Genomic DNA, 22,901 nt, shown 5'->3' on the forward strand with positions numbered 1-22,901 from the left:
GCAGCTGGGCACCATGCATCATGGCAATCAGCGGCGTTGGCAGGACGGTAACGCTCGCGCCGTCATTGCTCTTCGCGAACGGACGCCAGTCCCTCAGCGGAGATATAGCCGTGCGCCTTGGCATGCTCGGCCATGCTGAGGCTGCTGTCGGCGAGGACCAGCGTGCAGCCGGTATGGCTGACCTCGGCGGCCAGCCGCTCGATTGCGGCATCGCGTTTGGGGTCGTTATCCACCTTGCGGATGTATATCGCTAACACTCGCTCGGGGTGCTCCTTGACGATCTCGGTGTAGACCTCGGGGTCTCGCTGACCGCTATCACCGATGAGAATGAACGGCAGGTCGGCGTAGAGCGAGAGCATGTTGCGAATGACGTCCGACTTGTGGTCCTCGGCCTTGCGGGGCCACGGGCGCGAAAGGCGTAGTCCCCATTCGCGCAGGAACAGGATCGGCCCCACCGGTATCCGGTTGAGGTTGAAGAACAGGTCGAGCATTTCATATATGCACCAGGGGCCTCGCGACACGTAGAGCATCGGACGCTTGCGGTTGCCTTCGACGCCCCCATAGAGTGCCTGATAGAAGGCGGCGACCCCGGGAAAGGCCGTGCGTCGCTGCGCTTTTTCCATGAACAGCCGGTAGAGCATCTTCAGCTTGTTGGCGACGCCGGTGTGCATCACCGTGTCGTCGATATCGCTGATCACGATCAGGTCGGCGTTGGCTGGCGGGATATAGACCTGCGTCTGGGTGCTGATGGCGTCTTTTTCCGAGAGCACCTCCAGGCTGGCCGTATGCCAGACCCTGTCAGTGGGCAAGGAATGATTGATGTCGATGTGGGCGTAAAAGTAGCCATCCCGGTCGGTAGTGACGATGGTCTTGGCATCGCCAAGACGCATGATGATGCGGGCATCGCGCACACCGCGACGAATGATGCGTCGAGCGACATCCACCAGGTCCCGCGTGGTACCGCCTTCCTCCCACCGTTTGCCGGTGCTTGGCTGACGAAAGACCCGCCCCATGACGAAGGCTTCCTTGCGGGAGCCGTAGCCGCGATAGGGCTGGACGATGACGCCACCGCGGCCCTTGTCTCTTTTCATCGGCCGTGTGAACAGGCGCACCAGTTTTTTCGTGAAGTGCAGCAATTGGGCGATCAACAGGCGCCTCACTAGTGGTCTGAATAAGCACGCTATCGTGGCGGGAACTGACGGGATATCGGCGACCCGGGCAGGCCGCTGGGCTCATTATGCGAAGTGCAGGGCTATCCTGCAAAAGTCTGACAGCGAAAAACCCATCGCCGGGGCAGCGATGGGCCTAGAGAAGTGAACCTGCGTGTAGCGCGTCAGGTCAATCAGGCGTGCTGGTGGCTATGACGCCCTTCAGCCATTTCCTCCAGCAGCTTGCCATTGAAGGCATCGAGGTCTACCGGCGTGCGGCTGGTGACCAGGCCGCTATCGACGACGACCGGTTCGTCCGACCAGTGAGCGCCTGCGTTCTTCAGGTCTTGGGCCACCGAGGGTACCGATGTCATACGGCGGCCTTCGACGACGCCTGCGTTGATCAGGATCCAGGGGGCGTGGCAGATCGCGGCCACTGGCTTGCCGGCCTCGAAAAAGGCCCTGACGAAGCTGAGTGCCTGTTCGTTGAGGCGCAGCGTGTCCGGGTTGAACAAGCCACCTGGCAGCACCAGCCCGTGATAGTCCGCGTGATGCACGTCCTCGAGGCGTTTATCCGCGGCGTAGGTATCGCCCCAATCGGTTTCGGCCCAGGCACGGATGCCGTTGCCGTCAGGGGTGATGACATGCACCTCCACGCCTTGGCCTTGCAGTGCCGCCCTCGGCGAGGACAGTTCCGATTCTTCGAAACCGTCGGTGGCGAGAATGGCGACGCGTTTTCCGTTCAGTTGCTGAGCCATCGTGACCTCCAGGTCGTGATGTTGCCGTGAATGACGAGCCGATGGGCTATCCCGGTCCATCTATTGGCCTACTCATGACCTTGGGATAGCTCGCCGCCAGTTCAAGGGAGCCCTGGCGAATGATTAGAGCGCCATAGGCTGGGTGTCAGGCGCTGGCAGTCTGGCGCTCGCGTCGTGCGTTGCTCAGGTAAATCAGGAACAGCGCCCCGGCAAGCAGCACGATGGCAGCCAGACGTGACGGGTCCAGCGGCAGGCGGTCATTGTCGAGCCAGCCGAAATGATCGACCAGCAGGCTCATGATCAACTGCCCGGAGATTACCGCCACGGTAGCGGCCGCAGTGCCCACGCGCGGCACGGCGAAGACGATTGCCAGCATGTACACCACGCCGAATAGCGCCCCGGTAAGCTGCCACTTGGGGACGCTGAACAGGGTGGCTGAATGCGCCGGCTCAAAGAAGAACACCAGCAGGAAGGTGACGACCGCGCCGATGACGAAGGTCAGCCAGGCGCTGGCCAGCACCCCGACCTTGGCCCCGAGGCGACCGTTGACGGAGGACTGTGCGGCGAGCACGGCGCCGCCGAGCAAGAGCAGCGGGAATACCAGAGTGAGCATCATCCTGACCTCCTTAGTAGATCAACCAGAGTGCGAGAAAAATCAGCGCCAGTGCCAGCAGGCGATAGCCATCGATGGCGCGGCGTTCACTGCCGAGCAGGCCAAAATGGTCAATGATCAGGCTGGCGCCGATCTGCCCGCACAGGATGCCGACCATGGTCATGCCGACACCGACAATGGGGGTGGTCAGGGTCAGCACGACCACATAGATGGGGCCCAGGAGTCCGCCTGTGAGTAGCCAGCGCGGTTGCTTGAACAGCGTGGTCAGCGGCGGCCGTCCGATGAAGACCATGGCGAGAGTCAGTAGCAGCCCGCCGACCAGGAAGATCGAAAGGGTGGCCGATAAGTGTCCGACCTGCTCGCCCAGGGGGCCAAGCAGGCCCGCCTCCACCGATAGCCCCATACCCGCGCATAGAACGAAGAGAAGCGTGGCAATTTGCTGCATCGTGTTTCCTTCGATGTGAAAAGCGGCCACAGTACTGCTGTGCTATAAAAGGCACAATGGCGGTTTATGGCAAAGGTTTATTGCGATATGAGCAATTCTGTCACCCTGATTGCACTGCGACTCTTCGTGCGGGTGGCCACTTCGGGAAGCTTCGCCGAAGCGGCGCGCCACTTCGGCCTGCCGGCGTCGTCGGTCTCACGGCGGATTGCCGGCCTCGAAAAGGCCCTCGGTCATCGCCTGTTGTATCGGCACACGCGAGCGGTGCGGCTGACCGAGGTCGGCGAGGGGTACCTCCATCAGGTTCGCGAGGCGCTGGAGAGCCTGGACATGGCGTCCGAGCAGGTCAGCGGTGCCGCGACCCACCCGCAAGGCCTCTTGCGCGTCAATGCCCCGGTGGCCTTTGGGCGTCTCCACGTGGCGCCGCTGCTGGCGAGCTTCCAGGCGCTGTATCCCGACATCGACATCGAACTGACCCTCACTGATGCCTTCGTTGATCCGGTGCAGGAAGGGGCAGACATCGTCATTCGCATCGGGGCTCTCGAAGATTCGAGCCTGGTGGCCCGCGAACTCGCTACCCAGCGTTTTGTGGCCTGCGCCGCCCCCGGCTATCTGGCCGCGCATGGCGAGCCGCAGAGCCCAGATGATTTACCCGCGCATAACTGCCTCGTCTACAAGGGAACCCGCGGCGTGCAACCCTGGTTTTTTCGCGCCGCTAGTACCACGCCGTTTCGGGTCGTCGAGGCTAGGGGGAATCTTCGCAGCAACAATGCCGAGAGCCTCGTCGAGGCGGCGCTGCAGGGTCAGGGCATCGTGCTGTTTCCCACCTGGCTGCTGCAGCAGTATCTGAAGGCCGGCAGTCTGGTACCGGTGCTTAATGACTGGGAAGCGGCCGGAGAGCCGACTCTGCAGGGCATTCACGCCATCTACCCGAGAATCGGCTTCGCTCCTCAAAGGTCAGCGCCTTCCTCGAGCACCTTCATGATCATTCACAGTCCCTGACGGACGGGGCTTAGAGGCTGCTTGGTTCAACTGACTTATTCTACTGAATTGCTCAACTGACTCGTTCAATTGACCAAGCTGAGTGATCAGCTCGATCAATTGGCCAGGCTGCGTGATCAGCTCGATGGCTGTATCGGCTGCGGCTGTTTGTCTCTTGCCAGCTGTCCGCTTCGAAACCCCGGCGACGTCTTGGGAGAGGTCGCGGCGGATGGGCAAGATCAGCCGTGAGGGCATGGTCTGGGGAAGACGCTGGCGCCCGCCTGTCTGGCGGGCGCGTGTGATCATTGCCCCTTGCCCACGAAAGCCGCTACTCAGGCGTTAGTGGGGCGGGTTGCGCTGAAGCTCTCTCTGGCCAGAATGCGCTCTAGCCAGCTTGCCAACTGGGGGTGGGCCTGGTGCCAGGCGATCTCCGGCAGGCGGAAGGCCAGGTAGTCCAGCGCCACGGCGATGACGATGTCGCCAAGGGTTGGCTGTTCGCTGGATAGACTCGTCACCTGGCTTTCGAGGCTGTCGATGGTGCGCAAGACGGCGTCGTGGCGGCGCTGAACCAGGGATTCGGTGTTGGTGCTGTCGGAGTGAAACTTGTGAAGCATCACCGTGTGGAAGGCGGCATCCATGAGTCCCTGACCGAGGCCGGCAAGCGCCAGCACCTCGGCTTGCCGTGGTTCGGGCACCCGCGATGTCGTTGGTGCCTCCGCGATTCCCTCCAGGTAACGCGCGATCAGCAGCGATTCGGTGAGGGTTTGGCCGTCGTCGGTGACCAGCGCCGGCACTCGGCTGAGCGGGTTGGCCGTCAGCAGGGCGGGGTCGGTGCTCCACGGGTCGACCCGAGAGAAGGTGATACGATTCTCCAGGCCTCTTTCTGCGACCACCACGCGCACGGTGCGTGCGTAGGGGGACGTGGGGCTATATAGCAGCGTCATCATGGGCGTTTTCCTGGTTGCCGGTTGTTGCTGAGTGGATACGGAGTCATGCGTTGATTTGGCCTGCGCGGCGCCATGCCGCAGGCGGCGAGTGGGGCCTTGGGTGGAGTGGCGGCGCCAAAACGGGTAGGCTTGCCGGCCTTCGTGCCTCTCGGCGGTATAGCGAAAGGGATATCTCAGTGGGGCGCGACCCCACCTGATGACCAAGCTCTATTTGCCAAGTTCTATCTACCAAGCTCTATTAACCAAGCCCTAGCGATAAGCCTTTTCTAAACCTTATTTGTTGAAGCCCCACACGACCAGGACTGAATCATGAGTGATCTTCCCAACTGCCCGTCATGCGATGCCGACTACACCTACGAGGACGGCGCCATGTTTGTGTGCCCGGGCTGCGGCCACGAGTGGGCCCAGGACGCCGCAGCTGATGCCAGCGATGACTCGCCGGTCTATCGCGATGCCAACGGCAACGTGCTGGAAGACGGCGACAGCGTGACGGTGATCAAGGATCTCAAGGTCAAGGGCGCTTCTTCAGTGGTCAAGGTCGGTACCAAGGTCAAGAACATCCGCCTGATCGAAGGCGACCACGACATCGACTGCAAGGTCGATGGCATTGGCCCGATGAAGCTCAAGTCCGAGTTCGTCAAGAAGGCTTGAACGTCTGCTGGATGAGGTATCTGGGCTTGGCGGCCGGCGGTGATTCGCATCAGCATAGCCCGCTAACTTGGTCTGCCAACATGGTCTGCCAACCTAGTCAGCTCACATAGCCTGCATAAAAAACCGGCCGGGTCCGTAATGGCCCCGGCCGGTTGCATGTTAGCCAAGCGGCAGCCGCGAGGGCTTAGAGCTTGACCAGCATCTTGCCATGGTTGGCACCTTCGAAGAGCTTGAGGAAGGCATCGGGGGTGCGCTCCAGGCCTTCTTCGATGGTTTCCTCGTAGTCGATCTGGCCATTTGCGACCTGCGGGCCGACTTCTTCGAGGAAGGCGGGATAGTTCGCCCAGTGATCGAAGACGATGAAGCCTTCCATACGGGCACGGCGGATCAGGATCATCGCCAGGTTGCCCGGACCGGCGCTCGGCGCGTCCTCGTTATAGCGGGCGATCATGCCACAGACGGCGATCCGCGCACCCACCCTCAAGTTGTTCAGCGCCGCTTCCAGGCAGATGCCCCCGACGTTTTCGTAGTAGACATCGAAGCCCTCGGGGCAGGCCTCGCTGAGCGCTTCGGTCAACTGGGCGGCGCTCTTGCCCTTGTAGCTGACCGCCTTCACGCCCTTGGACTCAAGCCAGTCAAGCTTTTCCTGGGACCCGGCGATGCCCACCACGGTGCCACCCTTGGCCTTGGCCAGCTGCACGGCGAGCGAGCCCACTGCGCCGGCGGCACCGCTGACCAGTACGTTGTCACCTTCCTGCATCTCGGCGATGCGGTTGAGGCCGGTCCAGGCGGTCATGCCCGGCATGCCGAGCACGCCAAGGTAGGCCTGATCCGGCACCTCGAAGGCGGGCAGCGGCTCGAGCTGATTGCCCGGTAGTTGGGCAATATCGCGCCAGCCTGCCATGTGGCGAACTTTGGCGCCCACCGGGAAGTTCGGGTCGCGAGATTCGATGACCTCGCCCACCGCGGCGCCTTCCAGTGGCGCATTCAGCTCGAACGGATCGATGTAGGTCTTCACACCGCTCATGCGACCGCGCATGTAGGGGTCGACTGACAGCCAGGTGTTGCGTACCCGAACCTCACCATCGGCCGGGGCCGCAAGCTCGGTCTCGTGAAGTTCGAACAGATCCCGCGCCGGGGTGCCCTGTGGATGGTCAGTGATGGTGATATAGCGGCTTTGCATCGGCTGTCTCCCTGAAAGCTTGTCGTTAAAGGGTAATGAACGTTGAGTGGCAAACCCTTGCCGGGCTGCACCGAGGAATGGGTACAGACTAGTGCACTATCGTCATATCAATCCAATGCATGTTGCTTAATCGTGCTATGCGTTTAAGTGATAGTGTTTGCCCTTGAAGCCCGGAGCGTCGTCTCCAACACCCTTTTCGGAGTTTGCATGCACCTCGCTGATCTCGCCCGTCATGACCTCAATGCCCTGGTCACCCTGCATGCGCTTCTGGATTCGCGAAGTGTGTCGCGGGCCGCCGAGCGGCTCAACCTGAGCCAGCCGGCAGTATCGCGGACCCTGGCCAAGCTGCGCCAGGCCTTTGATGACCCTTTGTTCGTTCGCACCCACCGCGGCCTGCGCCCCACGGCCCGTGCCGAGGAGCTTGGCCCGCCGCTGGCAAGGCTGCTGCAGGAGCTGGGTGCGCTGCTGGCGCCGCCGACCTTCGATCCGGCCAGCACCACCCGGCGTTTCAGCCTGGCCAGCACCGACTATGGTATGCATGCCTTTCTGGCACCCCAATGGCGGGCACTGAAGGAGGAGGCGCCGCATCTGCGCCTCGAGATCGAGAGTTATCGTGGCAGCATCGAGCACCAGTTGGACGAGGGTGGCCCCGAGCTTGCAATCAGCGTGCCCGGCGAGCGGGTGCCGGCGAGCGTGCATGGCCGCGAGATCGGCGCTGATCGCTTCGTCTGCGTGATGCGCGAGGATCATCCTCTGGCCGCCAAGGAAGCGCTAGGCCTGGACGATTTTCTGGCCGCCGATCATCAACTGGTCAGCATGGGCGGCGATGACCGAGGCGCGGTGGACCTGGCGCTGGAGCGCGAGGGGCTAGCCCGCCGGGTAAGCCTGCGTCAGCCGCACTTCCTGGCGAGTTTCTCCACCACCCAGCACAGCGACCTGCTGCTATGTGTGCCGGGCTGCCTGGCGGCTAGCGTGATCGATCACTGGCCCCTTGCAGTGCGCGCTCTGCCGGTCGCGGTACCGGCGTTCTCCTATTGGCTGGTCTGGCATGAGCGCCATCACGCCGATGCAGGGCATGCCTGGCTGCGCGAGCGGCTGTTTCATGGCCTGACGGCGCGGCACCGAATGCTCAGCGAGCGCCTGGCAGCGTGACAGGCGCGTGCCGATTTTCCGACTCACTCGATTCAGACACACTCGACCGACAAGGACACCCCATGATCAAGCACATCGTGCTCTGGACCCTGCATGAGCAGGCCGAGGGCCGCACCAAGGCCGAGAATGCCGCGCAGGCGAAGCGTCAGCTGGAGGCGCTGAACGGACGTATCGAGGGCCTGCTGAGCCTGGAGGTTGGCATCGACCTGCTGCACACGGACAGCTCGGCAGATCTGTCGCTTCTGGCGACGTTCGCCTCCCTCGAAGCCCTGGAAGCCTATCAGCGGCATCCCGAACACAAGGCGCTGATGCCGTTCATGGCCGCGATCCGCTACGACCGGCGCGTCATCGACTACGCCTTGTGAGGCCGCTCCCGGTTGCTCAGAACGTGGTCATCGGGCCGGGTCGACCAGGCCGTTGAGAGAGGCGTTGCGTCGGAACCAGCCGGCGATGCTGGCCCGCGGCCGTCGGGTCGGCAGTACTTCGTGTGGGACCGTTTCCGAGAGAAAGCAGACGAAGGTGCCGGCCTCGGGGCGGATGCGCGTAAGCTCGCGCTCCGGCTTGGCAGGATCAAATACCGCCATTTCGCCACCGCCGTCGTCGGGCCAGTCGCTGTTCAGGTAGAGCACCGTCGAGACCACTCGGTTGGCGCGGCCGCGGAAGCTGTCGACGTGTTTCTGGTAGAAACTGCCCGGCGGATAGTGGGCGAAATGCGCCTCAAACTCGAATAGCCCCAGGTAGAGCTCGATATTCAGGGCGCGTTGCAGGGTGTCCATGGCGGACAGGTACTGGCGTTGCGGCAGACTTTCCCGGTTGAGCCAGTGGATGGCATCACCGCGGATGTCGCGGCGCAATTCGTGAGCCTCGCCGCGGCCGATGCCGGCGGCGCGCAGCGCGTCGCGTGCCGCCAGGTCAGTGAGCTCGCGTTGTAGGGCAAGGCACAGGGCAGGATCGATGAAGCCCTCGGCCACGCACCAGCCGTGCTCGACCAGGCCATCGACCAGATGTGTCAGACCGGCCGGGTCGAGCAAGGGAGTGTCGGAAATCATGGCGCCCTCATACGACGTTCGGGCCGGTAGCATAGCTCTCCCGCCGGGCGCTCGAACAGGCTGATCGGCATCGCGAAGCCTTCCGCCAGCAGCTCCACCAGCATCATCGCCGAGAGCCCCCAGATCACGTGATCATCGTCTTGCGGATTGCCCTCCTGACCCTGAGTGCCCTGGGTGTTGGGCATCCCGTGGTGGGGCACCCTGTCGCTAGGCCCGCTGTTAGGAACCCGGTAGCTAGGAACATAGTAATCGCGGCCGTCGACCCGGATCACGTCGGTATGGGTGCGCTTGTCATCGAGAAAGTGCGTCAGCGGCACCTCGAAGATGGCATTCAGCTCGCCAAGCTCCGGGACTAGCGGCAGGTCGGCGGGAATCAGCCCCACATAGGGGGTGACGCGAATGCCGTGCAGCGAGATGACATCGCTGAGCCGTCCCAGCAGCTGTACCCGATCAGGGGGCAGGGCGATTTCTTCTTCGGCCTCGCGCAGGGCGGTATCCAGCAGGTCGTCGTCGCCGTGTTCCCACTTGCCGCCGGGGAAGGCGACCTGGCCGCCGTGCTGCTTGAGATGATCGGCGCGGCGGGTGAACAGCAGCGTAGGTTCGGGACGATCCACGATCGGCAGCAGCACCGCGGCGCGGGGCATCTTGAGGGTAAGCCGTTGCGGGACATGTGCTTGCAGGCGATCGCGAAGATTCTCTAACATGGGTCTTCCACAGGGTTTATATCCTTGTAACCAGCCCCCGTAAGAGCGTCAAGTGGGCATCCCACAGGCCGCGTGAGGACCGTCATGAATTTCTGCAGCCAGTGCGGGCAAAATGTCCGTTTTGCCATCCCCGAAGGCGATGACCGCCCACGCTTCCTGTGCGATGCCTGCGGTACCATCCACTACCAGAACCCGCGCATCGTCGCCGGCACCCTGCCGGTGAGCGGCAGCAAGGTGCTGCTGTGTCGGCGTGCCATTGCACCGCGCAAGGGCTACTGGACACTGCCGGCTGGGTTCATGGAAAACGCCGAGACTACCGTCGAGGCCGCGGCCCGTGAGACCCGCGAGGAGGCCTGCGCCGAGGTCGAAATTCACGATCTCTATACCATGATCAACCTCCCGCACATCGACCAGGTATTCATGATCTTCCGCGCCGATCTCACCGGCGGCTTCGGTGCCGGCCCCGAGAGCCTGGAAGTGGCGCTGTTCGAAGAGCACGAGGTGCCCTGGGAGGAACTGGCCTTCCCGACGATCGAGCGCACCCTTCACCACTTCTTCAACGATCGGGTCGGTGCGCACTACCCGCTGCATATCAGCGATATCACGCCCGAGGATCGTGAACGTTACTTTGGTAGCGCCTGATTCTAGACATGGCCTGATACAGACAGCGCCTGATGAAGTACCCCGCCTGAATCCATGGCCGACCTTGCAGTCGGCCTGACCCGATTTTCGCCCCGGCGCTTTTCTAGCGAGCCCCTCTTCCCGCTCGCCTGGATGCGCCTTGCTCTCTAGCTGGGCCAGTGCAGCAGCAGCGCGATCACCGCGAAGTGCCCCGGATACCAGGCAAGCCATAGCCGCCGTGGCATCGCGTAGATAACTCGTGGCACCCAGCGCCAGGCACCGGCGGCCAGCATCACCAGGGTTAGACTGGTCGCCACGGTGAACCCCTTGGCCATCTCGGAGCTGTTCATCAGGCCGGCGTTGAGCAACACCGGCAGTGCGGATGCCGCCGCTGCCAGGCCTGTCAAACGGCCTGTGCCGGGATCGCCTAGCCCCGCGAAGGCCAGCATGTAAAGCGGAATCATCGCCAGGCCAAGGTGGCCATATTCTACCCAGTTCCCCAGCACCCACCAGGCCAGGCCGAGCATTATCAGGCTGGCGATCGCAAGACCAGGGGGCGCCAAGGCTTTCCGGGGCTGATCGAGTGGCCTGTCGTGGTGGGGATGGTGCTGAAACGCCCCGCGGTAAAAAGACCGGTCCCGAAACACCAGATCACGTAGCAAGATGCCGGCAGCAAGCCCCGCCGCCAGCGTGAAGCAGATGTTAAGCTGAAAGCCGTCACGCGGCATGGTCATGTAGGGCAGCTGAGCGATCAGGCCGATGATCAGGATGCGCTTCGCGTAGCGCAGCGGGCTTCTGGTATTGAAGAGGCCGTGCCAGGCGACCATGGCAGAGAACAGCGGGAAGGCAATGCGGCCGATTGACGAGCTGGCCCAACCGGCATCCCAGCTGTCGGGCAGCAGGTAACGGGTGATGTGATCCACTGTCATGGTGATCAGCGCCAGCCACTGGCCCCAGCCGGTCCAGTGAGACATCGTCGCCCGCTTGGAAGGTGGTCGCCTGGTGCTGCGCTGGCCGGCCGCTTCCCGACCGAACCGCTCAGGCACGGTGCCGCTCATCGTCGAAGACCTCCATCAACTCGCTGCGAACATCGTCGACCCAGGCACCGGGTTTCATGTAGACCCAGGCGCTGTGCCGCTGGCCCTGATCGTCGGTGATGGCCAGGCGGCGACGTCGATAGCCGTCGTGGTCATTGATGCGTTCGAGTCGATCGAGAGCATCGAGGGTATGGCTGTCGACCCGGTAGAGCTCCCCCGCCACGAGGTAGCCCTGGCCCCTGGCTTCGACCAGCACCGGCCGAAAGTCCTCACCATGCAGCACCAGCGGATAGGCATCGCAGGTCGTGCCAATATCGACGAACTCGGCGTCGGCGAGATGGTCGGCATGATTCGCGAACCCTCGCTTCAGGGTGCCGTAGACGAACATCAGATGAGGCATGGTAGCTCTTCCTTGTGCGTGGCGGTGCTGCACCAGCAGCTTTCTTTCCATCACGATATCACACCACCACACAGCGCCCGCCACTCAGATCAGTCGCCAGGGCTACTCGAAAGGATCGTCCTTGATATGACCGTCCTTGATACGACAGTTCTTAATATCAAAGTGCCCGGCCATCGCGTTGCTTCTGCTGATGGCCGGGCACCGTCACCTTCTTGCTGCCTGCAAATCGTCGGTTCTTCAGGGTTTGCCGGCGCGCAGCAGGCGCAGCCCGTTGGCTACCACCAGCAGGCTGGCCCCCATGTCGGCGAACACTGCCATCCACAGGGTCGCCTGACCGGTGAAGGCCAGCGCCATGAAGATGCCCTTGAGACCGAGGGCGATGGCGATGTTCTGGATCAGTACGCTTCGGGTGGCCCGTGACAGCTTCAGGAAGGTGGGCAGCTTGCCCAGGTCATCGTCCATCAGCGCCACATCGGCGGTCTCGATCGCCACGTCGCTGCCGGCGGCGCCCATGGCGAAACCGATGTCCGCTCGGGCGAGCGCCGGTGCATCGTTGATGCCGTCACCTACCATGCCAGTCACGCCATTTTTCGAGTGGGCCTCGATGGCGGCCAGCTTGTCTTCGGGGAGCAGTTCGCCTCGGGCTTCGTCGATACCGGCTTCGGCGGCGATGGCGGCAACGGTATGGCGATTGTCACCGGACAGCATCAGGGTGCGCACCCCGAGCTCATGCAGCCTGCTGATGGCTGCGAGGCTGGTGGGTTTCAGAGGGTCCTGAACGGCGAACAGCGCCAGCACGCGAGTCGTGTCGCCGAGCATCACCACGCTGGCACCCTGACGCTCCAGAGTCTCGAGGCGCACTTCGAGGGCGTCGCTTGCCAGGCCGTGTTCGGTCAGCAGCCGGCGGTTGCCAAGCCATAGCGAGGTGCCTTCTAGCTCACCTTCCACTCCCATTCCCGGGCGTTCGCGAAAGGCATCGATATCCTGTTCTCCGACGCCTGCTGCAAGCTCGCCATGAATGGCCCGGGATACGGGGTGCGTCGAGCGTGCGGCGAGGCTGGCTGCCTGGCGGGCCAGCCGTGACCGGTTGGCGCCGTCCTGTTCGTCATTCGACTCTTCACCCAAGCCGTCATCCAGAGCGGCCCAATGCGTCAGGCGAGGCTGTCCTTGGGTCAAGGTGCCGGTCTTGTCCAGCGCCAGCCAGCTAAGTTTTCGGCCCTGCTCGAGAAAGCGGCCGCCTTTGATCAGGATGCCCGATCGGGCCGCGGCAGAAAGCCCGCTGACGATGGTCACCGGTGTGGAAATCACCAGCGCACAGGGGCAGGCAATCACCAGCAGCACCAGTGCCCGGTAGACGCCGTCGAGCCAGGCGACCTGCATTGAGGTGAAGAGCCCCAGCAGTGGCCAGGCCAGTGCGGTGAGCACGGCGATGGCCAGTACGGCCGGGGTGTAGTAGGCGGCGAAACGGTCAATGAAGCGCTGGGTGGGCGCACGGCTGGCCTGCGCTTCTTCCACTGCATGGATGATGCGGGCCAGGGTGGTGTCATTGGACGGCCGAGTGGTGCGATAGTCAAAGTCACCATGGCGGTTGATGGCACCGGCGAAGACCGTCTCGCCGGGCCCCTTGTCCCGGGGCAGGCTTTCGCCGGTGATCGGTGACTCATCCAGCGTCGGCTGGCCGCGGACGATCTCGCCGTCCAGGGGCAGGCGCTCGCCGGGCAGGACGCGAATCACTTGACCCACGGCGACGGCCTCGGCGGCCACCGTCTCCCATTCGCCGTTTGGTGCCTGACGCCGTGCCTTGTCGGGGGCGGTATCCAGCAGGTCGCGGATGGCTCGGCGAGCGCGGTCCAGGGAGCGGGCCTCGATGCGTTCGGCCAGGGTAAACAGCACCATCACCATGGCCGCTTCGGACCAGTGGCCGATCAGTATCGCACCGGTCACCGCCACGCTCATCAGGGCGTTGATGTTGAGACTACGATGGCGAAGCGCAACCCAGCCCTTGCGCCAGGTGGGTAGGCCGACCAGGCCAATGGCAGCAAGCGCCAACAGCGGCGAGAACCAGGTCGCGGCGGTTGGACTGATCCAGCCCGTAAGCTCAGCCCCCAGCGCCAGAGCCGCGGCGATTAGCAGCTTGCCCCAGCGGGCGGCGAAAGATTCTGGGGCGCTTTCCGAGCCCTCTGTGGCACCGTCGGCATCCAGGGGCTGGGGTGTCATTCCTAACTCACGAACCCGCGCTGCCAGGGCATCAGGGTCGCCATCGACATGGTGGATGCTCAGTACCCGCCCCATCAGGTCGAAGTCCAGAGCGGCTACTCCGGGGGCTTCGGCCAGTCCCTTGCGCAGCAGGGCCTCCTCGGTGGGGCAGTCCATTTCTTCGATGCGCAGGCGCAGGGTCTTGCTGCCTGGCGGCGCACCCTTGGGCTGTTTGCTGCCTTGATCCACTGACGACGCCCCGCAGCAGCCGCCAGCGGCATGGTCGTGTCTATCGTCATGGCTGGGGGCATGGCTATGGTCGTGCTTGTGATCATGAGCAGGGTGGTGAGAACTGTTTTGAGAACGATCGTGAGCGTGTTGGTGGGCGTGCTCATGTACGTGATCACCGGACATCGTGAACTCCTTGGGTCGTATCTTGCCCCATGACAGACCCTATAGGCAGTATAGGGTCAAGCCGTGTAGGAAAGTCCCTCATCCCGGCCCTTCATTCAAACCCTTCATTCCAGCCCCAGGAGAACGCGACCATGAAGATCGGTGAACTGGCGAAGCGCAGCGGCTGTCGCGTCGTCACCATCCGCTATTACGAACGCGAAGGACTGTTGCCCGAACCCGCACGCACGGTGGGCAACTACCGGCTCTACGGCGAAGCCCATGCCGAGCGGCTGGCCTTCATCCGTCATTGCCGGGTGCTGGACATGACCCTGGACGAGATTCGTGCCCTGTTGGAGTGCCATGACCACCCGGACCAGCCTTGCCACGAGGCCGATGCCCTGATCGATGCCCACCTGACCCATGTGGCGGACCGCATTGCCAAGCTGCAGGCCCTCGAACAATCGCTCGTGGCACTGCGGGCACGCTGTCAGGGGCAGCGCCCTGCCAGTGAATGCGGGATTCTCAAGGAGTTGGCTCGGCCCGCGGGGGACGAGGCCGGTCTGGTTTCGAGGGAGGAGGGCGGTCATGTGCCGGGGGTGCATCCGCCCGGGGTGCACCCGCGGGTCTGAATGGCCAGCCGAGAGACCGGCCGCTGGCAGATGTCGATACAAAGGCAAACGGCCCCGAGCGTATCGGGGCCGTTGTCATGCCAGGCAATAGGTGAGGCTCTCGCGTCGAGGCTTACTTCCCGCCGAAGTAGTCGTTGTAGATGTCTTCGTAAGTGCCGTTGTCCTTCAAGGTGGACAGGGCCTCGTTGAAGGCGTTGGCCAGGTCTTCGTCGCGCTGGCGGAAGGCCATGCCGAAGCCGTCACCGAAGTATTCCTTGGGCTCGGTGATCATCTCGCCGATCACCTTGTAGTTGCCGGCATTGCTGTCGATCAGCGTGGCCTTGCCGACCGGGAAGTCGAGGAAGACGATGTCCAGGCGGCCGGCATCCATGTCCAGCACCATGTCGTCGGCGGTGGCATAGCGGTTCACGTCGGCCACGTCGCCGAAGTTGTCGGTGACGTAGTTGTCTTGCAGGGTGCCGCGCTGGACGCCGATGGTCTTGCCTTCCAGGGTCTGCGGGTAGGGCACTTCGATGTCGCTTGCGACCGGGGCGAACCAGGCGGACGGCGGTGTGAAGTACGGATCGGAGAACAGCACTTGCTTGCGGCGATCGTCATTGATGGTCATGGACGACATGATGGCGTCGTACTTGCGGGCCATCAGACCGGGGATGATGCCATCCCAACCCTGCACGACCCACTCGCACTGAATGCCGACTTCGGCGCAAAGCGCATTGCCAAGCTCGATGTCGAAGCCGGTTAGCTCGCCATCGGGCGTGCGGAATTCCATCGGCTCGTAGGGGACGTCAACGCCGATGCGGATGTCGCGGACGTCGGCGTTGGCGCTGCCGGCGAAGAGGGTGGCGCCGATCAGGCTGATGCCGAGGACTGTCTGGATCTTCATGGAGGATGTCTCCGTTATTGTATTGAATCACCTTGTGGGTGATGGTCCGCCACCCAAGATAGCGCACCCCGGGAGCGGCCGGAAGGGGAAAGCAGGCCTTATGCTGCCCTGCTTTCCAACGCTTGTTTGACGCTAAGCCGTTATTGACTCGACGGTTTGAGGTGTGCCAGCAGGCGCTTCTCGAGATAGCGGAACAGGAACAGGATGGTGAACGTCAGGCACAGATAGATCGCTGCCACGAACAGGAAGGCATCGAAGGGCGCGTAGAAGCGCGCATAGACGAAGCGCGCCGCCCCGGTCAGGTCCATGATCGTGACCACGCTGGCGATGGCGCTGGCATGCAGCATGAAGATCACCTCGTTGCCGTAGGCCGGCAGGGCACGACGGAAGGCGCTGGGCAGCACGATGCGTCGCATCATCAGCCACCAGGACATGCCATAGGCGCGGGCCGCTTCTATCTCGCCGCGGGCGGTGGACTTGATGGCGCCCCGGAAGATCTCGGTGGTATAGGCGGCAGTGTTCAGCGTGAAGGCAATCAGCGCCGGCACGAAGGGTTTCTCGAGCAGCACCCACAGCCAGGTGTCCTGAATGCCATCGATGAACACCACGCCGTAATAGATCAGATACAGCTGCACCAGCAGCGGCGTGCCGCGGAACACATAGCAGTAGAAGAAGATCGGCATCTTGATCCACTGATGCTTGGAGCCGCGACCGATCGCCAGCGGTACCGCCAGCACCAGACCGATGATCAGCGAGAGAAACACCAACTGGACGGTGGTCGTCAGGCCTTCGCCGTAGTAGGAGAGGGTCTGCAGGGTGAAGATGGTATTGTCGGCCAGCAGCCCCTCGATCCAGGTCGTGAGCGATTCCATTAGTTGGTCTCCCCGAAGCCGACGTCATAGCGTTTCTGCAGCCGTGCGAAACCCCATTCGGAGACACTGGCGATCAGCAGATAGATGCCGGCGACGATCAGCATGAAGGTAAAGGGCTCGCGGGTCGCCTTGGAGGCCTCGGCGGCCACGCGCACCATATCCGACAGGCCGATTACCGATACCAGAGCGGTGGTCTTGAGCAGCACCATCCAGTTGTTCGACAGGCCCGGCAGAGCGTGGCGCATCATCAGCGGGAAGCGGATGCGCCGGAACATCAGCCAGTTGGTCATGCCATAGGCGCGACCGGCCTCGATCTGGCCGTTATCTACCGCCATGAAAGCACCGCGGAAGGTCTCTCCCATATAGGCGCCGAAGATCAGGCCGATGGTCAGTACGCCCGCCACGAACTCGTTGACGTTGATGAAGATGTCAATATTGAACTGGTAGTAGAGCCAGTCGGTGACCTGGTTGATGCCGATCTGGCCGCCGAAGAACAGCAGCATCATCAGCACCAGGTCCGGCACGCCACGGATGATGGTGGTGTAAAGGGTGCCGATGCGGTGCAAAAGCCAGCTGCGCGACATCTTCGCGCTGGCGGTGAGCAGGCCGAGTATCACCGAGAGGATCAGCGACAGCACCCCCAGCTGAATGGTGATCATGGCGCCTTCGAACAGGCGCGGGCCGTAGCCATGCAGGTCGATCATGTGTCTCTCCTTGTCCCGAGGCGGCGCATCAGTGCTTGGGCGCCAGGAACTGCTTGAGGCGCTCGGACTTGGGATTGCCGAGTACCTCATCGGGCGGCCCGGCTTCTTCGACCTGACCCTGGTGCAGGTAGATCACTTCGGTGGAGACATCGCGGGCGAAGGCCATCTCGTGGGTGACCACGATCATGGTGCGGCCTTCCTTGGCGAGATCGCGCATGACCTTGAGCACGTCGCCGACCAGCTCCGGGTCCAGCGCCGAGGTCGGCTCGTCGAACAGCATCACTTCCGGGTCCATGGCCAGCGCCCGGGCGATGGCGCCGCGCTGCTGCTGGCCGCCGGACATCTGCGCCGGGTAGTAGTCGGCGCGCTCGGCGAGCCCTACGCGCTCGAGCAGCTGCTGGGCGTGGGCGATGGCGTCCTGACGGGACTTGCCGAGCACATGCACCGGTGCCTCGATGATGTTTTCGAGCAGCGTCATATGGGCCCACAGGTTGAAGCTCTGGAAGACCATCGACAGCTTGGCGCGCATGCCCACCACCTGTTTCCAGTCAGCCGGCTCTCGCCCGTGCTTGGTCATCTTGAAGCGGATGTCCTCACCGTGGACGACCAGGTCGCCTTCGTCGGGCTGTTCGAGCAGGTTCATGCAGCGCAGGAAGGTGCTCTTGCCGGAACCGGAGGCACCTATCAGGGTGATGACATCGCCCTTCTTGGCCTTGAGCGACAGGCCTTTCAGCACTTCGGTGTCACCGAAGCGTTTCTTGATGTTACGTACTTCCAGGGGAATAGGCGTAGCGGCCATGGATTCGAGCTCCAGTGCAGGGGGCCTCGTGCCGGGGATGACGGCAGGGCGGGGAGTCAGCGTGGCTGGCGCGAAAAAGGGGCGATTCTATCAGCCCAAGAACGGCGTTTCAGAATCGATCTTAGGTGGTGCGCTACGACTTTTGTCTAGATGGGAAAGGTGGGGAGACATGGAAGATTCCTTTAACTTGTTGTTTTAATGAATGTAATTCTAATGATTCTGAATCAGATGTTTATTTTGTAGTCTATCGGTCGTCGTCGACAGGCGTCGGATTCCTGGTGGTGTTGATCCTTCCGCCGGGCTCATGTCGGCGGCACCACCTCGACGACCAGCAAGGCGGCCCGCGCGCCGATCTCTACCTTGGCATTGGGGAAGACCACCCGCTGCGGGTGCTGTCCGACCACGTAGTCACCGGCCTTGGCGTCACGGGCGAGGCATTCGCCGGGGGAGAATTCGTTGAAGTTCGGCGTGGCCTCATCGAAACACAGGGCGAAGTCCTCGGACTCACGCATGAGTTCATGCTCGACGCGAAAGAAGCTCATGGCCTTGGCCGGCGCCCCCGGCGGCTCATGACCTTCGGACAGGGCCTCCAGCAGGGCGCGCATGGGGCGCAGGGCGCTCAGGTCATTCTCGCCGAACGGGGCGACGCGACCAAGCTCCAGAGTAAACGCCTGAGCGCCATGATAGTGGCGCGAGTAATGAGAGAAGGTCCAGCTATGACAGTGCTGATGGAGCACCGCCTGGATGCCGGCCCGGGACAGCCACTGCCACTGCGCGGGCTCCGTTGTCACCTGTTCGGTGTAGGGCTCGACCGCAAAGCGCGGATAGCGGCTGTCGCGGATCGCCGTATGCAGATCAAAGTGCAGCGGTGGCAGCGTCGCATGGCGGGTGAAAAAATCATCCACAGCGCTCATCAATGTGCGGGCCCGATCCGGCTCCTCGCCGCTCGCGGTCAGGTCGCGCTGGAACAGCCGGTTGAGGTTGGTGGTGATGAAACGCTCGCCAGCCCGCAGTGCCGGCGGGTTGCCGATCAGCACCAGCACCGGTGCGCCGAGGCGAACCAGGCCGGCCTCGAGCCGAGAGAGCAGCTCGCCGACGAGCTCCACCGGCGCCGTCTCGTTGCCATGCACCGCTGCCGACAGCACGCAGGCCCGGGCGCCGGGCTGCGTCTGATTGGGAATAAGCTCGAGGATGCCGGGCCCGTGCAGCCGATAATGGCCGAAGGGCAGGCGGCCGTGGTCGCTTGATGGCGTGACGTCATCAAGCAGTTGGTCGAGCCAGTTATCCAGCATGTGGGGATCCAGCATGGTCAGCATGGCTGTCGGTAAGGACGGTGATCGCGGTCAGCAGCGGCTGACAATAAGAAGCGGGAGCGTGCGAGTGGAAAGTCATGAAGACGCCTGCTTGTCGGATTGTTGTCATGATGGCCGTCATAAGAGGGTCGCCGGACGACAGTTGATGACTACCTTCCGAATCCATTGCGGTGGCGACAAGGCCAGACGTCGAGCTGATGAAAATGATCGGTGCGATCGTGAAAGCCAGGGCAGGTGGTGGTGGGGCGAGATGGGCAGGCAAAAAAGCCGGGCATCCGATGCGGAGTGCCCGGCTTTGGGGTCATGGCGCTTTCGGTGGCATGACCGGCGTCACGTTCAGATGCCGCGGGTGCCGGTATAGATCGTATAGATCGATTGACTGGCGGTCATCAGCAGCCGGTTGCGGTCATCGCCAACAAAGCAGACGTTGGCGCAGACTTCCGGAAGCAGAATGCGACCGATCAGCGCCCCATCCGGAGCGAAGATGCTGACGCCATCGACTCCTTCCCCGCCAGATGTGCCGACCCACAGGTTGCCATCCATGTCGACCGTCATGCCGTCATAGCCTTCGCTTTTACTGGCCACCAGGCGATGTGCGTTTTCGAGACGCTTGCCGTCGTCGGCGAGGGTGAAGCGGTTGATGGTGGCGGGCTGGTCGGGATAGTGAGAAGGCGCCGTATCGGTCACATATAGCGTTTTACCATCCGGCCCCAATGCAATGCCATTGGGCTTGTAAAGCTCCGTGGTCAGCACCTGAGGCTGGTCCATGCCGTCTTCCCAGTAGTAGACGGCGGTATCGAGCTCCAGTTCGCGGCGATGTCCCTCGTAGTCGACGTGAGCACCATATCCCGGATCTGTGAAGATGATACCGCCACTTTTCAGTGCCACGAGATCATTCGGAGCGTTGAGACGCTTGCCGTTAAACTGGTCGGCCAGCACGCTGACGCTGCCGTCCCATTCGTAGCGAACCACCCGCGCGGGTGAATGCTCGCAGGCCACCAGCCGCCCCTGGGCATCGAAGGCATTGCCGTTGGAATGACCGACCTCGTGGCGCAATACGCTGACCTGGCCGGTGGCCTCGTCCCAGCGCATTTGGCGAGCCCTGGGGATATCGCTGAACACCGCATAGCGCCCCACGGCGTTCCAGGCCGGCCCCTCCAGCCACAGCCCACCGCTCCAGTGGCGTTCGAGTGGCGAATTGAACAGCATGTAGCGGTCGAAGCGGTCGTCGAGAGATTGCCAGGCTTCGACCGGATAGCGTGATGGCGGGGCACCGGTAAGGCCTCCTGCCAATAGGGTCGGGGCGGTCATGGCCGCGCCGAGGGCGGCCGAGGTGGCGAGAAACTGACGTCGTCCAAGTGTCATAAGCGAATCCTTTGCTATGAATGGGCCGAGCATGCCGGCGCCATCACTAGCTTATGTTGGATACAGGTCTTCGTATGTTATACATTTTGCCTAGTCGGTAGTCGCCGAGGAGGAGATAAGCCGCCGTTGTCCTCTTTTCCGCCCTCTTGCGGTGGTCTGCTCGGCGGTCGCGGCGTCGACCTTCAGGCCTTTCCCGAGTGGGCTCCCAGGCCCAAGGCCTCAGGAAGCCGAGACGCGTCAGGTACCTTGGCGATAGGGAGCACAGGCCCGGTCCTGCTCGACCTCGATCAGGTCGTCGACGGCAAAGTCGAGCTCGGCTACGCGGTCCACCAGCGCCTGGTAGGTGTCGGGGGCCATCGTTGGGGTGCGGGCCAGGATCCACAGGTAGTCGCGATTAGGGCCGACCACCAGGGCGTGCTGGTAGTCGGGGTCGAGTTCCAGCACGTTGTACCCCCCATAGAAGGGGCCGAAGAAGCTGACTTTCAGACGGGCAACGCTCGGTTCATCGATGAAGTAGGCCTTGCCTTCGGCCACGCTGGGCTCGCCGGTCTCGAGGTTCACCCCTGCGTTGATCACCTTCACCCCGCCGTCATCGCGCATGGAGTAGTCGGCGGTAACGCAGTCGAGCCCTTCTTCGAAGCTGTGATCGAGGCGCGCGATCTCGTACCACTGACCGAGATAGCGATCCAGGTTGAAGTCTTCGACTGCCTGGGTGCCCTCGGGGATGCCGGTGCATCCGGCGAGCAGCCCCGAGGCAACGAGGGGCAGGGCAATGGTGAACGGGTGACGCGAGGGACGGTGCGCCGGGCGATGAGTCAGATCACGAGGCGGCATGGCGGCTCCTGGACGGTAGGTAATGAATCTTCATCATAAGCGATTCATGGTATGGCGCCAGGGCCGCCGGATGCCTTGCTCGTATCAACCGGCGGCGATCCTCGCGGCAATCGCCTGGCCCAGCGCCTGGGTTGAACCTGAGCCGTTAAGGTCAGGTGTCAGTACTGTGGTATCTCCCTCGGCGAGGACGGCCTCGAAGGCGGCAACGATGGCATCGGCGGCCTCCTTGTGGCCCAGGTGTTCGAGCATCATGGCGCCGGACCAGATCTGGCCGATGGGGTTGGCGATATGCTTGCCGGCGATATCCGGGGCGCTGCCGTGAACCGGCTCGAAGAGGCTCGGGAAGGTGCCTTCCGGGTTGATGTTGGCCGAGGGGGCCACGCCGATGGTGCCGGTGCAGGCCGGGCCCAGATCGGAGAGGATGTCGCCGAACAGGTTGCTGGCCACCACCACGTCGAACCAGTCCGGGTGCAGCACGAAATTGGCGGTCAGGATGTCGATGTGGAACTGATCGACGTTGACGTCGGGGTAGTGCTGGCCCATGGCTGCCACGCGCTTGTCCCACCAGGGCATGGTGATGGCGATGCCGTTGGACTTGGTCGCGGAGGTCAGCTTTTTTCTGGGGCGGGTGGCGGCCAGGTCGAAGGCGTACTTGAGTACCCGGTCGACGCCGTGGCGGGTCATCACCGTTTCCTGGATCACCACCTCGCGGTCGGTGCCCTCGAACATGGTGCCGCCGACGCTTGAGTACTCGCCTTCGGTGTTCTCGCGCACTACGTAGAAGTCGATGTCACCCGGTTCACGGCCTGCCAGCGGGCTCTTGATGCCGGGCAGCAGGCGGCAGGGGCGCAGGTTGACGTACTGATCGAACTCGCGGCGAAACTTGAGCAGTGAGCCCCACAGGGAAATGTGGTCGGGCACCTTGTCCGGCCAGCCGATGGCGCCATAGAAGATGGCGTCGAACTGGGCGAGGGTCGCGTGCCAGTCGTCCGGCAGCATCTGGCCGTGTTCGAGATAGTAGTCGCAGCTGGCGAAGTCGAACTGCTCGAGCTGAAGCTCGATGCCGAAGCGCTTGGCGGCAGCTTCGAGAGCGCGCACGCCCTCGGGCATGACTTCGGTGCCGATGCCGTCACCGGCGAGTATGGCGATGCGATGGCTCATGGGTGCCTTCCTTGAATGGGTTGAGTGGCGATGCCTTCAGTCTACCCGCTCCAGTTCGTTGCATAA

General features: G+C 62.9%; 25 protein-coding genes and 1 pseudogene. 7 read left to right on the forward strand and 19 right to left on the reverse strand.

Features of this window, described 5'->3' with window-relative positions; all coding sequences use genetic code 11:
* Positions 1–62: 62 nt before the first annotated feature.
* The 4 genes from BCL93_RS05685 to BCL93_RS05700 form a co-directional block, all read right to left on the reverse strand.
* Positions 63–1,148 carry an App1 family protein gene (locus tag BCL93_RS05685; RefSeq protein ID WP_309251215.1) on the reverse strand — a complete coding sequence of 362 codons (1,086 nt, stop codon included), beginning with the start codon at positions 1,146–1,148 and terminating at the stop codon, positions 63–65.
* Positions 1,149–1,342: 194 nt separating this feature from the next.
* Positions 1,343–1,906: a type 1 glutamine amidotransferase domain-containing protein gene (locus BCL93_RS05690; protein WP_112054139.1), complete on the reverse strand. Its 564-nt coding sequence runs from the start codon at positions 1,904–1,906 to the stop codon at positions 1,343–1,345.
* A gap of 145 nt (positions 1,907–2,051) precedes the next feature.
* A complete protein-coding gene (locus tag BCL93_RS05695) occupies positions 2,052–2,522 on the reverse strand; it encodes a DMT family transporter (RefSeq protein WP_181463037.1) in 471 nt (156 codons plus the stop codon).
* Between the two features lie 10 nt (positions 2,523–2,532).
* Entirely contained in the window at positions 2,533–2,964 is a 432-nt protein-coding gene (locus BCL93_RS05700; protein ID WP_112054140.1) for a DMT family transporter, read from the reverse strand.
* Positions 2,965–3,051: 87 nt separating this feature from the next.
* Between BCL93_RS05700 and BCL93_RS05705 the strand changes: the two genes are divergently transcribed.
* Positions 3,052–3,963: a LysR family transcriptional regulator gene (locus BCL93_RS05705; protein WP_258396003.1), complete on the forward strand. Its 912-nt coding sequence runs from the start codon at positions 3,052–3,054 to the stop codon at positions 3,961–3,963.
* 99 nt (positions 3,964–4,062) lie between these two features.
* Positions 4,063–4,191, forward strand: a pseudogene (locus tag BCL93_RS05710) (redox-sensitive transcriptional activator SoxR); the annotation flags it as partial.
* Between the two features lie 83 nt (positions 4,192–4,274).
* Here BCL93_RS05710 and BCL93_RS05715 read toward each other — a convergent pair.
* Positions 4,275–4,889 carry a glutathione S-transferase N-terminal domain-containing protein gene (locus tag BCL93_RS05715; RefSeq protein ID WP_258396004.1) on the reverse strand — a complete coding sequence of 205 codons (615 nt, stop codon included), beginning with the start codon at positions 4,887–4,889 and terminating at the stop codon, positions 4,275–4,277.
* Between the two features lie 309 nt (positions 4,890–5,198).
* Here BCL93_RS05715 and BCL93_RS05720 point away from each other — a divergent pair, with 309 nt between their 5' ends.
* Positions 5,199–5,540, forward strand: a complete 342-nt coding sequence (locus BCL93_RS05720) for a zinc ribbon domain-containing protein YjdM (protein ID WP_112054141.1) — start codon at positions 5,199–5,201, stop codon at positions 5,538–5,540.
* A 184-nt stretch (positions 5,541–5,724) separates the two neighbouring features.
* On the opposite strand, the gene BCL93_RS05725 is transcribed toward BCL93_RS05720, so the two are convergent.
* Complete coding sequence (locus BCL93_RS05725; protein ID WP_112054142.1) at positions 5,725–6,723, reverse strand: NADP-dependent oxidoreductase; 999 nt, start codon at positions 6,721–6,723, stop codon at positions 5,725–5,727.
* A gap of 207 nt (positions 6,724–6,930) precedes the next feature.
* Between BCL93_RS05725 and BCL93_RS05730 the strand changes: the two genes are divergently transcribed.
* The gene (locus BCL93_RS05730) at positions 6,931–7,875 is read left to right on the forward strand and encodes a LysR family transcriptional regulator (protein WP_112054143.1); all 945 of its coding nucleotides are present in this window, start codon (positions 6,931–6,933) and stop codon (positions 7,873–7,875) included.
* A gap of 62 nt (positions 7,876–7,937) precedes the next feature.
* Entirely contained in the window at positions 7,938–8,240 is a 303-nt protein-coding gene (locus BCL93_RS05735) for a Dabb family protein (RefSeq protein WP_112054144.1), read from the forward strand.
* Positions 8,241–8,267: 27 nt separating this feature from the next.
* On the opposite strand, the gene BCL93_RS05740 is transcribed toward BCL93_RS05735, so the two are convergent.
* Positions 8,268–8,924, reverse strand: coding sequence for a 2OG-Fe(II) oxygenase (locus tag BCL93_RS05740; protein WP_112054145.1), 657 nt, complete (start codon positions 8,922–8,924; stop codon positions 8,268–8,270).
* Positions 8,921–9,628, reverse strand: coding sequence for a CoA pyrophosphatase (locus tag BCL93_RS05745; protein ID WP_112054146.1), 708 nt, complete (start codon positions 9,626–9,628; stop codon positions 8,921–8,923). Before BCL93_RS05745 ends, BCL93_RS05740 begins: the two co-directional genes overlap by 4 nt.
* Before the next feature lie 84 nt (positions 9,629–9,712).
* Here BCL93_RS05745 and BCL93_RS05750 point away from each other — a divergent pair, with 84 nt between their 5' ends.
* Positions 9,713–10,270, forward strand: a complete 558-nt coding sequence (locus BCL93_RS05750; RefSeq protein WP_112054147.1) for an NUDIX hydrolase — start codon at positions 9,713–9,715, stop codon at positions 10,268–10,270.
* Positions 10,271–10,416: 146 nt separating this feature from the next.
* Here the strand turns inward: BCL93_RS05750 and BCL93_RS05755 are convergent, their stop codons facing one another.
* The 3 genes from BCL93_RS05755 to BCL93_RS05765 form a co-directional block, all read right to left on the reverse strand.
* Positions 10,417–11,223: a TraX family protein gene (locus BCL93_RS05755; protein WP_112054366.1), complete on the reverse strand. Its 807-nt coding sequence runs from the start codon at positions 11,221–11,223 to the stop codon at positions 10,417–10,419.
* Positions 11,224–11,287: 64 nt separating this feature from the next.
* Positions 11,288–11,686, reverse strand: a complete 399-nt coding sequence (locus BCL93_RS05760) for a gamma-glutamylcyclotransferase family protein (protein WP_181463038.1) — start codon at positions 11,684–11,686, stop codon at positions 11,288–11,290.
* 237 nt (positions 11,687–11,923) lie between these two features.
* On the reverse strand, positions 11,924–14,296 hold the full coding sequence (locus BCL93_RS05765) for a heavy metal translocating P-type ATPase (protein ID WP_112054149.1): 2,373 nt from the start codon (positions 14,294–14,296) through the stop codon (positions 11,924–11,926).
* 131 nt (positions 14,297–14,427) lie between these two features.
* Here BCL93_RS05765 and cadR point away from each other — a divergent pair, with 131 nt between their 5' ends.
* Positions 14,428–14,904, forward strand: a complete 477-nt coding sequence (gene cadR / locus BCL93_RS05770; protein ID WP_112054150.1) for a Cd(II)/Pb(II)-responsive transcriptional regulator — start codon at positions 14,428–14,430, stop codon at positions 14,902–14,904.
* Between the two features lie 112 nt (positions 14,905–15,016).
* Here cadR and BCL93_RS05775 read toward each other — a convergent pair whose 3' ends face one another.
* The 8 genes from BCL93_RS05775 to BCL93_RS05810 all read right to left on the reverse strand — a co-directional run bounded on the left by BCL93_RS05775 (position 15,017) and on the right by BCL93_RS05810 (position 22,835).
* Positions 15,017–15,787, reverse strand: coding sequence for a transporter substrate-binding domain-containing protein (locus tag BCL93_RS05775; RefSeq protein WP_369700288.1), 771 nt, complete (start codon positions 15,785–15,787; stop codon positions 15,017–15,019).
* A gap of 140 nt (positions 15,788–15,927) precedes the next feature.
* Entirely contained in the window at positions 15,928–16,659 is a 732-nt protein-coding gene (locus tag BCL93_RS05780; RefSeq protein ID WP_112054151.1) for an ABC transporter permease, read from the reverse strand.
* Positions 16,659–17,363, reverse strand: coding sequence for an ABC transporter permease (locus BCL93_RS05785; protein ID WP_112054152.1), 705 nt, complete (start codon positions 17,361–17,363; stop codon positions 16,659–16,661). The genes BCL93_RS05780 and BCL93_RS05785 overlap by 1 nt, the downstream gene beginning before the upstream one ends.
* Positions 17,364–17,391: 28 nt before the next feature.
* Positions 17,392–18,162: an ABC transporter ATP-binding protein gene (locus tag BCL93_RS05790; RefSeq protein WP_112054153.1), complete on the reverse strand. Its 771-nt coding sequence runs from the start codon at positions 18,160–18,162 to the stop codon at positions 17,392–17,394.
* 302 nt (positions 18,163–18,464) lie between these two features.
* Entirely contained in the window at positions 18,465–19,454 is a 990-nt protein-coding gene (locus tag BCL93_RS05795; protein WP_112054371.1) for a succinylglutamate desuccinylase, read from the reverse strand.
* Positions 19,455–19,811: 357 nt separating this feature from the next.
* On the reverse strand, positions 19,812–20,840 hold the full coding sequence (locus BCL93_RS05800) for an SMP-30/gluconolactonase/LRE family protein (RefSeq protein WP_112054154.1): 1,029 nt from the start codon (positions 20,838–20,840) through the stop codon (positions 19,812–19,814).
* Between the two features lie 237 nt (positions 20,841–21,077).
* Complete coding sequence (locus BCL93_RS05805) at positions 21,078–21,674, reverse strand: lipocalin family protein (RefSeq protein WP_112054155.1); 597 nt, start codon at positions 21,672–21,674, stop codon at positions 21,078–21,080.
* Positions 21,675–21,758: 84 nt separating this feature from the next.
* Positions 21,759–22,835: a tartrate dehydrogenase gene (locus tag BCL93_RS05810; protein ID WP_112054156.1), complete on the reverse strand. Its 1,077-nt coding sequence runs from the start codon at positions 22,833–22,835 to the stop codon at positions 21,759–21,761.
* Positions 22,836–22,901: the final 66 nt, after the last annotated feature.

The organism is Onishia taeanensis, assembly GCF_003268885.1.
Lineage (GTDB): Bacteria > Pseudomonadota > Gammaproteobacteria > Pseudomonadales > Halomonadaceae > Onishia > Onishia taeanensis_A.

Bases quoted from the DNA above. Each gene is read 5' to 3' on its own strand.
- BCL93_RS05690 (WP_112054139.1), bottom strand. From the start codon at position 1,906: ATGGCTCAGCAACTGAACGGAAAACGCGTCGCCATTCTCGCCACCGAC.
- BCL93_RS05695 (WP_181463037.1), bottom strand. From the start codon at position 2,522: ATGATGCTCACTCTGGTATTCCCGCTGCTCTTGCTCGGCGGCGCCGTG.
- BCL93_RS05700 (WP_112054140.1), bottom strand. From the start codon at position 2,964: ATGCAGCAAATTGCCACGCTTCTCTTCGTTCTATGCGCGGGTATGGGG.
- BCL93_RS05705 (WP_258396003.1), top strand. From the start codon at position 3,052: ATGAGCAATTCTGTCACCCTGATTGCACTGCGACTCTTCGTGCGGGTG.
- BCL93_RS05715 (WP_258396004.1), bottom strand. From the start codon at position 4,889: ATGATGACGCTGCTATATAGCCCCACGTCCCCCTACGCACGCACCGTG.
- BCL93_RS05720 (WP_112054141.1), top strand. From the start codon at position 5,199: ATGAGTGATCTTCCCAACTGCCCGTCATGCGATGCCGACTACACCTAC.
- BCL93_RS05725 (WP_112054142.1), bottom strand. From the start codon at position 6,723: ATGCAAAGCCGCTATATCACCATCACTGACCATCCACAGGGCACCCCG.
- BCL93_RS05730 (WP_112054143.1), top strand. From the start codon at position 6,931: ATGCACCTCGCTGATCTCGCCCGTCATGACCTCAATGCCCTGGTCACC.
- BCL93_RS05735 (WP_112054144.1), top strand. From the start codon at position 7,938: ATGATCAAGCACATCGTGCTCTGGACCCTGCATGAGCAGGCCGAGGGC.
- BCL93_RS05740 (WP_112054145.1), bottom strand. From the start codon at position 8,924: ATGATTTCCGACACTCCCTTGCTCGACCCGGCCGGTCTGACACATCTG.
- BCL93_RS05745 (WP_112054146.1), bottom strand. From the start codon at position 9,628: ATGTTAGAGAATCTTCGCGATCGCCTGCAAGCACATGTCCCGCAACGG.
- BCL93_RS05750 (WP_112054147.1), top strand. From the start codon at position 9,713: ATGAATTTCTGCAGCCAGTGCGGGCAAAATGTCCGTTTTGCCATCCCC.
- BCL93_RS05755 (WP_112054366.1), bottom strand. From the start codon at position 11,223: ATGTCTCACTGGACCGGCTGGGGCCAGTGGCTGGCGCTGATCACCATG.
- BCL93_RS05760 (WP_181463038.1), bottom strand. From the start codon at position 11,686: ATGCCTCATCTGATGTTCGTCTACGGCACCCTGAAGCGAGGGTTCGCG.
- BCL93_RS05765 (WP_112054149.1), bottom strand. From the start codon at position 14,296: ATGTCCGGTGATCACGTACATGAGCACGCCCACCAACACGCTCACGAT.
- cadR (WP_112054150.1), top strand. From the start codon at position 14,428: ATGAAGATCGGTGAACTGGCGAAGCGCAGCGGCTGTCGCGTCGTCACC.
- BCL93_RS05775 (WP_369700288.1), bottom strand. From the start codon at position 15,787: ATGAAGATCCAGACAGTCCTCGGCATCAGCCTGATCGGCGCCACCCTC.
- BCL93_RS05780 (WP_112054151.1), bottom strand. From the start codon at position 16,659: ATGGAATCGCTCACGACCTGGATCGAGGGGCTGCTGGCCGACAATACC.
- BCL93_RS05785 (WP_112054152.1), bottom strand. From the start codon at position 17,363: ATGATCGACCTGCATGGCTACGGCCCGCGCCTGTTCGAAGGCGCCATG.
- BCL93_RS05790 (WP_112054153.1), bottom strand. From the start codon at position 18,162: ATGGCCGCTACGCCTATTCCCCTGGAAGTACGTAACATCAAGAAACGC.
- BCL93_RS05795 (WP_112054371.1), bottom strand. From the start codon at position 19,454: ATGCTGGATAACTGGCTCGACCAACTGCTTGATGACGTCACGCCATCA.
- BCL93_RS05800 (WP_112054154.1), bottom strand. From the start codon at position 20,840: ATGACACTTGGACGACGTCAGTTTCTCGCCACCTCGGCCGCCCTCGGC.
- BCL93_RS05805 (WP_112054155.1), bottom strand. From the start codon at position 21,674: ATGCCGCCTCGTGATCTGACTCATCGCCCGGCGCACCGTCCCTCGCGT.
- BCL93_RS05810 (WP_112054156.1), bottom strand. From the start codon at position 22,835: ATGAGCCATCGCATCGCCATACTCGCCGGTGACGGCATCGGCACCGAA.